The sequence below is a fragment of the Pantoea sp. Cy-640 genome (genome assembly GCF_011752635.1).
Lineage (GTDB): Bacteria > Pseudomonadota > Gammaproteobacteria > Enterobacterales > Enterobacteriaceae > Pantoea > Pantoea dispersa.
This window is the reverse complement of sequence record NZ_VWXB01000006.1, coordinates 108,933-121,613: the sequence shown is the minus strand read 5'-3', so window position 1 is coordinate 121,613 and position 12,681 is coordinate 108,933. Positions and strand designations below refer to the sequence as shown.

At 59.0% G+C, this 12,681-nt stretch carries 10 protein-coding genes; 5 read left to right on the top strand and 5 right to left on the bottom strand.

Going from position 1 to position 12,681, the window contains the following annotated elements:
- Positions 1-199: 199 nt before the first annotated feature.
- Positions 200-1,705 (bottom strand): glycine betaine/L-proline transporter ProP, encoded by a 1,506-nt coding sequence (proP, locus tag F3J36_RS16455; protein ID WP_021508120.1) that lies wholly within the window; start codon positions 1,703-1,705, stop codon positions 200-202.
- Between the two features lie 358 nt (positions 1,706-2,063).
- Between proP and F3J36_RS16450 the strand changes: the two genes are divergently transcribed.
- Together F3J36_RS16450 and F3J36_RS16445 are read left to right on the top strand one after the other, a co-directional pair.
- Positions 2,064-2,855 (top strand): hypothetical protein, encoded by a 792-nt coding sequence (locus tag F3J36_RS16450; RefSeq protein ID WP_058774975.1) that lies wholly within the window; start codon positions 2,064-2,066, stop codon positions 2,853-2,855.
- Positions 2,848-3,318 (top strand): hypothetical protein, encoded by a 471-nt coding sequence (locus F3J36_RS16445; protein ID WP_021508122.1) that lies wholly within the window; start codon positions 2,848-2,850, stop codon positions 3,316-3,318. The genes F3J36_RS16450 and F3J36_RS16445 overlap by 8 nt, the downstream gene beginning before the upstream one ends.
- Positions 3,319-3,345: 27 nt before the next feature.
- On the opposite strand, the gene F3J36_RS16440 is transcribed toward F3J36_RS16445, so the two are convergent.
- The 3 genes from F3J36_RS16440 to F3J36_RS16430 form a co-directional block, all read right to left on the bottom strand.
- Entirely contained in the window at positions 3,346-4,305 is a 960-nt protein-coding gene (locus tag F3J36_RS16440; RefSeq protein ID WP_166720043.1) for a D-2-hydroxyacid dehydrogenase family protein, read from the bottom strand.
- On the bottom strand, positions 4,280-5,884 hold the full coding sequence (locus tag F3J36_RS16435; RefSeq protein ID WP_166720042.1) for an EAL domain-containing protein: 1,605 nt from the start codon (positions 5,882-5,884) through the stop codon (positions 4,280-4,282). The genes F3J36_RS16440 and F3J36_RS16435 overlap by 26 nt, the downstream gene beginning before the upstream one ends.
- Before the next feature lie 339 nt (positions 5,885-6,223).
- A complete protein-coding gene (locus F3J36_RS16430) occupies positions 6,224-7,300 on the bottom strand; it encodes an AI-2E family transporter (protein WP_166720041.1) in 1,077 nt (358 codons plus the stop codon).
- A gap of 197 nt (positions 7,301-7,497) precedes the next feature.
- On the opposite strand from F3J36_RS16430, the gene F3J36_RS16425 reads away from it, so the two are divergent.
- The 3 genes from F3J36_RS16425 (at position 7,498) to iolB (ending at position 11,620) form a co-directional block, all read left to right on the top strand.
- Complete coding sequence (locus F3J36_RS16425) at positions 7,498-8,721, top strand: MFS transporter (protein WP_166720040.1); 1,224 nt, start codon at positions 7,498-7,500, stop codon at positions 8,719-8,721.
- Positions 8,722-9,275: 554 nt separating this feature from the next.
- Complete coding sequence (locus F3J36_RS16420) at positions 9,276-10,781, top strand: CoA-acylating methylmalonate-semialdehyde dehydrogenase (RefSeq protein WP_166720039.1); 1,506 nt, start codon at positions 9,276-9,278, stop codon at positions 10,779-10,781.
- Positions 10,782-10,804: 23 nt separating this feature from the next.
- Positions 10,805-11,620 carry a 5-deoxy-glucuronate isomerase gene (gene iolB / locus F3J36_RS16415; RefSeq protein ID WP_166720038.1) on the top strand — a complete coding sequence of 272 codons (816 nt, stop codon included), beginning with the start codon at positions 10,805-10,807 and terminating at the stop codon, positions 11,618-11,620.
- A 120-nt stretch (positions 11,621-11,740) separates the two neighbouring features.
- On the opposite strand, the gene F3J36_RS16410 is transcribed toward iolB, so the two are convergent.
- Positions 11,741-12,583, bottom strand: coding sequence for a MurR/RpiR family transcriptional regulator (locus tag F3J36_RS16410; protein WP_031279682.1), 843 nt, complete (start codon positions 12,581-12,583; stop codon positions 11,741-11,743).
- Positions 12,584-12,681 lie beyond the last annotated feature (98 nt).

The window sequence follows — 12,681 nt, the reverse complement described above, 5'->3', positions numbered from 1 at the left end:
AACCGCCGAATCCCAACCCGCCGTTACCCGTAGGGTGCGCATTCATGCGCACCAGGCAACCGCAGCATCCTAACCCGCAGCATACCCATAGGGTGCGCATTCATGCGCACCTGGAAACATCACCGCAGTACCCACATTCTCACGCACCCGGCCACCGCAGAAACAAAACTCCCGCCAGGTGGCGGGAGTGAAGGGCAGATTACTCGTTGATGTCCGGGTGCTGCTGCACCAGGTTTTTCCGCTTCGCCTCAAGGCGGGCGATCTCTTCATCAATATCTTCAATCTTCTGCTCGATATTGTCGTGATGCTCCTGCAGGATCTCACGCGCTTCTTCGAGGTCCGATGCCGCCGGTGTCGCGCCGCGCAGCGGTTTGTTGGCGGTCTCTTTCATGTACAGACCGGTCACCAGACCGACCACCGCCACCACCATCAGGTAGTAAGCCGGCATATACAGATTGTTGCTGGCTTCCACCGCCCAGGCGGTCACGGTTGGCGTCAGACCGGCAATCAGAATCGAGATGTTGAAGGCGCTGGCCAGCGCACTGTAGCGAATGTGCGTCGGGAACATCGCCGGCAGTGACGAGGCCATCACGCCGGTGAAGGCGTTGAGGATCACCGCCAGCAGCAGCAGACCGGCAAAAATCAGCCCCAGTACGTTACTGTTGATCAGCATAAAGGCCGGAATCGCACAGAAGAACAGGGCGATACTGCCGACGATCACGAACGGACGACGGCCGAAGCGGTCGCTCAGCATGCCCATCACCGGCTGCACAAACAGCATCCCCATCATGATGGCGATGATAATCAGCACGCCGTGATCTTCCGAGTAGTGCAGGTTATGCGACAGATAGCTCGGCATGTAGGTCAGCAGCATGTAATAGGTCACGTTGGTGGCAAGCACCAGACCGATACAGGCCAGCAGGCTTTTCCAGTGTTTGCTGGCAATCTCTTTAAACGACACTTTCGGGCCGTCGCGCAGACCTTCGCGGTCGCCTTGCTCCAGCTTCTCAACATGCTGCTGGAACGCTGGGGTCTCTTCCAGTGCGTGACGCAGATACAGGCCGATGATGCCCAGCGGCAGCGCGAGGAAGAACGGAATACGCCAGCCCCAGTCGAGGAATTTCTGCTCGCCAATCACCGTTGAGATCAGCACCACTACGCCCGCGCCCAGCACGAAGCCGGCAATCGAACCGAAGTCCAGCCAGCTTCCCATGAAGCCGCGCTTACGGTCCGGCGAATATTCGGCGACGAAGATTGACGCACCGGTATATTCCCCGCCTACCGAGAAGCCCTGCGCCATTTTCGCCAGCAGCAGCAGTATCGGTGCCCAGATGCCAATCGAGGCGTAAGAAGGAATCAGGCCGATACAGAAGGTACTGATCGACATGATGACAATGGTGATCGACAGGATTTTCTGGCGACCGTATTTATCGCCCAGCATGCCGAAGAACAGGCCGCCCAGCGGACGGATCAGGAACGGCACCGAGAAGGTCCCGAGCGCGGCAATCATCTGCACGCCAGGCGAGGCGTCCGGGAAGAACACTTTACCCAGCGCGTAGGCCACAAAGCCATAAACACCGAAATCGAACCATTCCATCGCGTTACCGAGTGACGCGGCGGTAATGGCCTTACGTAAACGAGCGTCATCGATAATCGTGACGTCATCCAGCCCAATAGGTTTTACACGCTTCCTACGTAATTTCATGAGGTTACCCTGTATTGGAATTCAAAAAGTCCTCAACGCTGCGGACTCGGTGGAGCGTTCAGTCCGCGGCGTTGAGAAAATTAAAGCATAGCCGTGAAAGTGGTTTTTTCCCTGGCCTGCCAAAGCAATTATTACTCAGGTAATTATTGCATCCCGCGACAGAGTATACCGTTTAAATGTGATATTTGTCATGTTTCCGCCAATAACTGGCTATTTTTTGGCTAAAACTATGGCCGTTTTGGTCCGCAATCGCGGCAAAAAAATTGTCTGAATCGCGACGCAGGCCGCAGCGTAGATGCGCGGGCGAGCGAAAATATCTATACTTGCGCCAGTTTCTCTGCCGGAGATCGGGCGCCGCATGGCACGCTTTGTTTTATTTGCAAAAAGTCTCTGTTTTGACGTTGACCAGCAGGTCCTCTTTCCGGTGCAGTCGCCCGCGCACCGCGTGGCACTGACGCCGCTGCAAACCGCCATTCTGCGGCGCGTGATTGATGCGGATGGCAAACTGGTGCGCAACCAGACCCTGCATGCGCTGTTCCAGCGCGTCCCCAGCGACACACCGTTCGCCGAACGCCTGACGGCCACCATTGCCGCCATCAATCAGCAGGCGCAGCTGGCACACGCGCCGGGGCCGCTGGTGCATCAGGTGCCGCTGATTGGCTGCGTGCTGGCCGATCAGGTCGATGTGGCGCCGCTGAGCGATGAGCCGGTGGCTGCGCCAGCGGCAGCGGTGGTCAGTCCGCAACCTGCGCCCGCGCCGGCCAGCGTAAAGAAGAAGCGGCCTGTGCTGCGCTGGGTAATCGTTGCGCTGCTGCTGGTGAATGTCGCGCTGGCGCTGCTGGCACGCCAGATGTTCGCGCCGGTGCAGCACGATGCGCTGGATTTCCGGCCGCTGCTGCGCATCCAGAACAGCCAGGTGTTTATCCCCAGCCACCTGAAAGCCGATTCGTGGGTGGTGCAGGACGCGCTGCGGCGCTATCGGCAGTGGCAGCCGCGCCTGCCGGATGGCTCAGCGCCGCCGATGGTGTACATCAACCCGGTGCGCACCCGACTCTTTTCCAGCACCTTCCTGTGCGCCAAACCGATCGCGCAGAAGGACAACGAATGTATTTCATGGATGGTGTCAGCGCAGGAGATACCCGATGCGTAAAGCGATAATCACCACGGCGGTGGTGCTGGCCTTTGTGCTGCCGTGGGCGCTGGCGCTGCTGCTGCGGCCGGCAGAACCGGTGCCGGAGTGGTGTGAGGTACCGTATCGTATTGATCATGAAGGCGCGCCGGCTGGCGCGATTGATGCCACCATTCGCACGCGCTTTAAGGCGGACGGCAGCGGCAGCTCAACGCTGACCGGAACCGTCACGGTACGCGATCGCCACTATCGCCTGCATCGCGTATCCGATACCACCTGGCGCCGCCAGGGCGATTTCATGCTCAGCACCACGCGCAACGTACGTATCCTGGCAGACGACACCGTACCGCCCGCACTGGCGGCGCAGATCGTGTTTTCGCCAGCGCGCGAGGGCAATAACGATTATTACCAGATGTACCAGCTGCCCAATGGCGACCAGATGATTAATTATGCCGGGCTGCCGCGGCTGTACTGCCACAGCTAACCCTGGTGCTGTCGACGCGCCGGGGGCTTAAAGCAGCGAGCGCAGCGGCGCGCCGTGCAGCCAGCCAGCAATATCTTCCACCGCCTCGCTGAAGTAGGTGCGGTAATTGGTATCGGCAACATAGCCCAGATGCGGCGTTGCCAGCACGTTCGGCAACTGACGCAGCGGATGATCGGCCGGTAGCGGCTCCTGTTCAAAGACATCCAGCCCGGCACCCGCCAGCTGGCCAGACTGCAGCGCGCTGATCATCGCCTGCTGATCGACAATCCCGGCGCGCGAGGTGTTAATCAGCAGCGCACCCGGCTTCATGTGCGCCAGCGCCGCGCCGTCCAGCAGATGACGGGTGCGCTCACTCAGCACCAGATGAATCGATACCACATCGCTCGCCCTGAGCAGCGCCGGCAGCGAAGCCATCTTCTCTGCGCCGCACGCCGCTGCGCGTGCTTCGCTCAGGTTCTGGCTCCAGGCGCACACGCGCATGCCAAAGGCGCGCGCCACGTTAGCCATCTCACCGCCAATCTTGCCCAGCCCAAGCAGGCCGAGGGTTTTGCCGTGCAGCGCCATGCCCAGCGTATGCTGCCACGCACCGTTGCTGCGCAGCGCCTGGCTCTCCGCCGGGATATGGCGTGCCAGACCGAGCAGCAGCCCCCAGCTCAGTTCCAGCGGCGCCGCGCTGCTACTGGCGGTGCCGCACACCGCAATCAGCCGTTCGGCACAGGCGTGCAGATCAATTGAGGCATTGCGCATACCGGAGGTGACAATCAGTTTCAGATTGGGCAGGCGGCCTATCAGCCGGGCGCTGAGTGGCGTGCGTTCGCGCATCACCACCAGAATGTCGGCGTGCGCGATGTGAGCGACCAGTTCATCTTCGTCGGCGTAGTGGCGGTGCAGTGCGGTAGTTTTTACCTGCGGTTGCAGCGATGCCCAGTCGGCCAGCGACAGGGCAACATTTTGATAATCATCAAGAATGATGCAGTTCAGGCTCATGGTGGTCCTCAACGGGAAGCGGTTGGCGCCCCTGCTGATTAAGCCAGGCGCGAAGCTGGTTATTGTCCATCGGACGGGCGTAATAATAGCCCTGAATAAACACCACGCCACGCTGCTGCAGATACTGAAATTGCAACGCGGTTTCTACCCCTTCACCCAGTACCTCGAGCTGCAGCTTGTGGCACAGATTGATGATGGCATCCAGCACCGGGGTTTCGATCTCCAGTCCTTCAATGGCGTTGATAAAGCCGCGGTCAATCTTCAGGTAATCGAGCGGGAAGGTCATCAGATAGGAGAGCGCGCAGTGGCCGGTGCCGAAGTCGTCAATCGCCACCTTCATGCCGTGTGACTGCAGATAGCGCAGCTTGCGCGACACCGCGTCGCCGTCCTCGATCAGGCTGCGCTCGGTAAGCTCCAGCGTGATCAGCATCTGTTTGTCACGGATGTTGCGGGCAAAACGCATCATGTCCTGCACAAAATCGGGGTGCTGCAGATGCTCAGCCGCGAGGTTAAAGCCAATATGGAAGCCTGGTTCAACCTGCCAGCTCTGGATATCTTCCGCCATCATCGCCAGCAAATGCTGGGTCAGCGGCACGATCATGCCTTCCGCTTCGGCATGGCTGATGAAGATATCCGGGCGGATCATTTCGCCGTTGGGCCGCTGCCAGCGCATCAACGCTTCCGCACCAGTGCAGCGCTGAATCCCGGTGCTGTACACCGGCTGGTAGTGCACCGTGAACTCACGGTTGCGTATCGCCCGGCGAATTTCATCCGCCCATGAGAGGCGGCGGCGCAGCCAGTTGGCGGTCAGCACCATCAGCAATATCGAAAAGATGGCGGCCATCGGCAGAAAAATAAGCAGCGCCTGACGCCAGGCTTTGATCAGCTCGGCGGCGGGTACCGTCACGCTGACGCTGATTGGATAGCGGCTGGACTCCGCCTGATAGTTGGCGCTGCTGAGGTACAGCAGCTCTGGCTGATCGTCCGGACCGCTGGCGATGGGGCTGCCGCCGTTGAAGCGCAGGCTCATCTGATAACGGTTCGACTCGCCGATGGCGCGCATAAAGTCCATCAGATACTGGCCATCAATCACCGCCCAGAAACCGCTGCTGTCCGGCAGGTGACGTACGAAAATCACCGCCGGGCGATCCGGTACGCCGGAGGTGCCGCGAATCGACAGGCTCCACCAGGCTTTGCCGGTCACCGGCGGCGACTGCATCATCATCCCGGCCAGCGTGTCGTGCTGCAGCCCGTAAGCCGACGAGCAGGTGATTTCGCTGCCCTTCAGGGTACCAATCGAGCGGAAGTAGGCGTTAAGGGTGCCGGCGCGCTGCAAATCTTCATCAATATCGGCGCAGCGACGATTCTGGTACTGACGCAGGCGGGTCACCATGTCCCAGGCGCTGTCGCTCATCTTTTCTGCCTGCGTCAGCAGGGCATTGGCGGTGGCAATTTGCTGCTGGCTGACCGTATGGCGCGCCTCAATGGCTGTGCAAAATATGCCCAGCACCAGCGGTAATAACCCGGCACAGACAATCAACAGCCAGCCAAAATCGCGTTGTCGTTTTTGCAGAGGCACCAGACTTTCCTCGGTCGGTTTAAGCAGCATTCAGGGAGCGCGTCACGGCGTCAGCAGCATAACACTTTCCCGCGGCCGTGCATGTTAGCGTTTTGATTTTCCACCAATCTGATACAAGTCAATTATGGTTCGCGCTTTGCGTTTATTGACAATGTTTTGCCGTTACTGGCATTTCCCGGCAGGAAAATACCTGTGGCACGAGATGAGTAAGAGTGTTGCGCCAGAATCATCAGGCATGGCGATGCGCATTGATGCCATACGGCGGCAGCGTCACTGCGCAGGGAAGTTGCCAGACGATCGGCAAATATGGATCGTCTGGCATCGTGGCGTGGTAAGACGTTACGGGCGCGGCGCGGGCCAGTTAGCTTTGACGCGCAGGCGCGGTTTGGGGCGGCCATTACCCAGCATTATCGCCAGCCGGCTGCCGCCCGGCGTGGTTTCCATCAGGATTTTGGTGACGCTGGTCAGCGGCACTGACAGCAGCATCCCGACCGGACCGAGCAGCCAGCCCCAGAAAATCAGCGACAGAAATACCACCAATGTTGACAGCCCCAGCCCACGTCCCATCAGGCGCGGTTCCAGCATATTGCCAAACACCATGTGAATGGCACTGAACAGCGCCGCCACCAGCACGGCGTCATATACATCATTCAGCACCAGCGCCTGAATAAACGGCGGCACACCGGCGATAATCGGGCCGATATTGGGGATAAAATTGAGGATAAAGGCGACAACGCCCCAGAACAGCGCAAATTTGACGTCCAGCAGCATCAGCACCAGCCACACCGCCAGCCCGGTAATCAGGCTGACCAGCGTTTTCAGTGCCAGATAGTGCGTGACGCCCTTCAGTGCCTTGTGCAATCCGGCGATGCGGATCTGCGGATTCATCATCGCATTGCGCAATTTGTACGGCAGATGGTGCACCTCAAACAGCATGAACACCACGGTCAGAATCAACAGCACCACATTGGTCATGGCACCGGAGAACTGCGCCAGCAGCGTGGTGGCCATATTCATAATCACATTGGGATCGAGCCGTGCCGCCAGTGCGCTGGTGGAGATATTGATATGAAACTGCGCGGCGAAATGCTGCAGCACCGTCAGCTTCTGTTCCAGCAGGCTGCGGATTTGCGGATAGGTATCGCTGAACTCGCTTACCGAACTGGCCAGCACCCCGACCAGCAGCAGCATCACAATGAAGATCACCGTGATCACCAGCGAGATCGCCACGCCGCGCCGCAGACCCCGGCGCATCAGCAGGGTCACCAGCGGATTAAGCACAATCGCCAGGAAGCTGGCGAGTAAGAAGGGCACCAGAATATCCGACGCGGCACGAATGCCCGCCAGAATAATCACTAACATCGCCAGCTTGACCAGGATGTTCTGGCCAATTTTCTCCTGTGGCTTTTCGTTCATTCCCTCTCCTGAATGGTGGTTCGCTGTGGAAAGTGTAGTTGAACGCCAGTAAGTAATTGTTTGTTTAGGAGTAAGCGAAGCGAACCCGATAAGCACCGCCAGAGATACCGCCGCTAATCGACGGTGCGCACGGCGAGAAAAGGCGTATAGTGAAGCTTCAGCTATAAAAATTCCGTCAAACACGAGCGCAATCACTCATGCCTGACCAGCCCGCCGCGGCCGAATACAGCCGCTTTCGTCTGAATTTACAGATTCTCTCTATCGTGAAGTTCAACTTCGCCACCTATCTCACCATTGGCCTGCCGCTGGCGGTGCTGCCGGGCTTTGTCCATGACGGCCTGGGCTACAGCGCTTTCTGGGCCGGCGTGGTGATCAGCCTGCAATATGTCGCCACGCTGCTAAGCCGTCCGCATGCCGGTCGCTATGCCGACAGCTGGGGACCCAAAAAGGTGGTAGTGCTTGGGCTGTTTGGTAGCCTGGTGAGCGGGCTGTGTATTTTGCTGTCGGCGCTGGTGGAGGAGCAGGAGGTGCTCAGCCTCGCGCTGTTGTGCCTCGGGCGCGTGCTGCTCGGCGTCGGGCAGAGTTTCTGCGGTACCGGCACCTCGCTGTGGGGCGTGGCGAAAGTCGGCTCGCTGCATATTGGTCGGGTGATCTCCTGGAACGGCATTGTCACCTATGGCGCAATGGCGATTGGCGCACCGCTTGGGGTGATGATCTTTCGCAGCGGCGGCCTGCTGCTGCTCTCCAGCGTGATTATCGCCATCAGCGTGCTGGCGATAGTGCTGGCGCTGCCCCGTGCGCCGGTGAAAGGCAGCAAGGCCAAACCGCTGCCGTTCCGCGCGGTGCTCGGTAAGGTGTACGGTTTTGGCCTGCTGCTGGCGATGGGCTCGGCGGGCTTTGGCGTGATCGCCACCTTTATCACCCTGTTTTATCAGGAGCAGGGCTGGGACGGTGCCGCCTTCGCGCTGACGCTGTTCAGCGCTGCGTTCGTCGGCATGCGCCTGCTGTTTCCCAACGCCATTAATAAGCTCGGCGGGCTGCGCGTCGCCAGCCTGTGTTTTGCCGTCGAGGCGATTGGCCTGCTGCTGGTGGCGGGCGCGTTCGATCCGTGGATGGCGAAGTTCGGCGCTTTTCTCACCGGCGCCGGTTTCTCGCTGGTGTTTCCGGCGATTGGCGTGGTCGCAGTCAAAGTGGTGCCGCAGCAGAACCAGGGCAGCGCGCTGGCCACTTACACCGCGTTTATGGATCTGTCGCTCGGCATCACCGGTCCGATCGCGGGCTTTATCATGAGCTTCGCCGGCGTACAGCTGGTCTACCTGCTGACTGCGCTGCTGGTGGGATTTGCGCTGCTTTGTACCCTGCGGATGATCAAGCGTCAGGCTGGGATGCCAGCCGAAGACGCGGCGTCCAGGTCGCCATAAATGGCGCCCCTACAGCATGACAGAGCACGCAATGATGCGCACCGGGTAATCACGCATCGGATGGGGAAACAGGTGAAAAAAAGGCCTCCGACCGAGGCCAACACTAACAAAAGCGTGTCGCTAAGACACAGATAAGGGTTCGTTTCACATCACATTGTCTGCAGATGCTGCAAAGAAAACATTTATTTCGTTTTAATTGAATTATGAAATAACGGATATTGGATCTGCCTCGCAAAAATTTCATATTTCGTTTCATCCAGCCGCGCTCCGGCGCTGACACTCTCGCTGACTGCTCGTCCTGCTAATCTCCCTGCTGCTGATTACGGGCGCAGGCAGCATCAGCATTGTCATCAGGCCCGCACTTTGCGCCAGTCCGCTAACGCTGGCGGAAAAATGCGATCCAGGCCGCTAAAAGTAAATTTTCCAAAAAGAACTATTTGAAAAATTTATTTCACTGTAATAGCTTCATAGCACGCTTTCCGTATTGCCTGATCGGGCGCGACCCAGACTGACCCGCGGCCTGCAGGGACCTTACACATCAAAGAGGCAACGACATGACTATCGTAGGAAACTTTATCGGCGGCAAAATCACGCACAGCGCCAGCAACGAAACCATTCCGGTCTACGATCCGGCGACCGGCAAAGTGATCCGCGAACTGACGCAAAGCACGGCGGCAGAAGTGGCGCAGGCCATTGAGGTCGCCCATGCGGCGTTTCCGGAATGGTCGAAAACGGCGCCGCTGCGTCGTGCCCGCGTCATGTTCAACTTCAAAGCGCTGATGGAAAAACATCGCGATGAACTGGCGGCGCTGATTGTTTCTGAGCACGGTAAAGTCTGGTCCGATGCGCTGGGTGAGCTGACGCGCGGCATCGAAGTGATCGAATTTGCCTGCGGCATTCCGCACCTGATCAAAGGGGAAAACTCACCGAACGTCGGTTCCGGCGTCGACAGCTATTCACTGATGCAGCCGGTGGGTGTGGTTGCGGGCATTACGCCGTTCAACTTCCCGGCGATGGTGCCGCTGTGGATGTTCCCTATCGCGCTGGCGTGCGGTAATACCTTTGTGCTGAAGCCGCCGGCGCTCGATCCCTCTGCCTCGGTACGCATGGCTGAGCTGCTGAAAGAAGCGGGGCTGCCGGATGGCGTGTTCAACGTGGTGCACTCCTCAAACGAAGACGCCGAGCAGCTGTATAAAGATCCGCGCATCGCGGCGGTCAGCTTCGTTGGCTCGTCCGGCGTGGCCGAGCACATCTACAAAACCGCCAGCGCGCATGGCAAACGCGTGCAGGCCTTCGGCGCCGCGAAAAACCACGCCATCGTGATGCCGGATGCCGATCTGGATGCCACCGTGAACGCCATCATGGGCGGTGCTTTCGGTTCTGCCGGGGAACGCTGCATGGCGCTGCCGGTGGTGGTGGCGGTTGGCAATGATACGGCCGACAAACTGATTTCGCGCCTGACGCCGCTGATCAAAGCGCTGCGCGTGGGGCCGGGCATGCAGCAGGGTGCCGAAGAGAATGAAATGGGGCCGGTGGTATCCGCTGCGCACCAGAAGAAAGTGCTGGGCTACATCGACAAAGGTGAGCAGGAAGGCGCGACGCTGGTGGTTGACGGACGCGGCGTGAAAGTCGCGGGCCATGAAGAGGGCTACTACGTTGGCGGTACGCTGTTCGATAACGTCACGCCGGAGATGGTGATTTGGCGCGAAGAAATTTTCGGACCGGTGCTGAGCATCATGCGTGCCAGCGACTTCGACAGCGCGCTGCAGCTGGTGAATAGCCACGAATTTGGTAACGGCAGCGCCATTTTCACCAGCAACGGCCACACCGCCCGTGAATTTGTGCACAACGTGGAAGCGGGCATGGTGGGCGTCAATGTGCCGGTGCCCGTGCCGATGGCGTTCCACAGCTTTGGCGGCTGGAAGCGTTCGGTGTTTGGTGCGCTCAACGTGCACGGTCCGGACGGGGTGCGTTTCTACACCCGCATGAAAACGGCAACCGTGCGCTGGCCAAGCGGTCAGCAGACCGTTTCTGAATTCAGCATGCCAACGCTGGGTTAATGTCGCGCAACAGGAGAAACAGGATGTCACTGATTTCAAAAGTGCAGCAGCCGGACAGCCACGGGCGTATCCAGCACGTGACGCCCGAGAGCGCCGGCTGGGAATACGTGGGCTTTGACGCTTATCTGCTGAAAAAGGGCCAGACGCTGCGGTTAAGCAGCGGCGAGAGGGAGCTGTGCCTGGTGCTGGTGGCCGGTCTGGCGTCGGTGAAAACCCGCGACGCAGAATTCCCTGGCATCGGTAAGCGCCTGTCGCCGTTTGAGCGCACGCCGCCTTACTCGGTTTACGTGCCGCATCATGATGAGGTTGAAGTCACTGCCGACAGCGATCTGGAACTGGCGGTATGCAGTGCGCCGGGCAGTGGCAATCTGCCGGCACGGCTGATTGCACCGCAGGATGTTGGCGTGGAGCACCGTGGCAAAGGGCGCAACCAGCGCCTGGTGCATAATATTCTGCCGGATAATCAACCGGCCGACAGCCTGCTGGTGGTCGAGGTGTATACCGACGAGGGCGCGACCAGTTCGTATCCCAGCCACAAGCATGATGAGAAGAACAGCCCGGACGAAACCTATCTGGAAGAGACCTATTATCACCGTTTCGATCCTGAGCCCGGTTTCGCCATGCAGCGCGTCTACACCGACGACCGTTCGCTCGACGAGTGTATGGCCCCGTATAACCGCGATGTGGTGACGGTGCCGCGCGGGTATCATCCGGTGGCGACTTTGGCAGGTTACGATAATTATTATCTGAACGTGATGGCCGGGCCGGTACGGCTGTGGAAATTTACCTGGGAGAAGGATCACGCCTGGGTGAACAGCGAACAGTATCCGCGCCGTTAATCGGGTCTCCGCGCGGTCGCCGGAAATGCGCACCAGGTTAAACGGCGCACGCAATCACTGATGCGCACAGATAAAAAAGGCAGCCAGATGGCTGCCTTTGTTCCATTCGGTACCCGGGGTTTATTCGCTGCTGCTGTTATTCAGCGCCAGCGACACCGCCAGGGTTTGCGCCAGGCACAGCGAGGCCACCTGCGAGCGGAAGCCATCTACCTGCGCTTCGCGCACCACAAAACAGACATCGCTGAACGCCGCCAGCGGGCTGACCTGGCTGTCGGTGATGGCGATTTGATGCGCGCCACGTTTAGCACCCAGCTCCACCAGTTCCACCGCTTCACGCGCATACGGCGAGTAGCTGATGGCGATGACCACGTCTTTCGGATTCACCATGCTGAGCTGTTCAGTGAACATGCCGCCCAGGCCATCAATCAGAAAAGCGCGACGCTCCAGATGGCGCAGCGCATACACCAGATACGAGGCCACGCTGAACGAGCGGCGCAGACCGATGATGTAGATGTTCTCCGCCTCGTTGAGCATCTTCACCGCTTTGTTCAGCTGGTCGGGATTCACCTGCATCGCCAGCTGCTGCAGCGCCTGGCTGTTGACCATGGTAAAGACGTTGAGGATCTCCACCGGGCTCTCCGGTGAGCTGGCGCTGTCGTCGGTGGCCGTCTGGCGGAACAGGCGCGCCCGTTCGGTATAGTTCACGGTCTCTTCCATCAGGTGCTGACGAAAGACCTGTTTCATTTCGTTGAAGCCGCTAAAGCCGAACGCGTTGGCGAAGCGGATCAGCGTGGAGGGCGGAACATCCGCCTGCTGGGCGATAGAGGCGACGGTATCAAACGCGATGCTGTTGCTGTTATCAAGGATATAACGAGCCACCTGCTTCAGGCGTTTACTCAGCGTCTCGTAGCGACGACGGATATCGTCCTGTAACAAGGTTAATTGCGTTGGGTTATTGGTCATTACTTCGGCCCGTCAGAAAAGGAAATATGGCTGGATAATGAGCGCTATAGTACCAGATGGATGGAAAATTTCATTTGTTTGACGCTATCGTGAAGGCT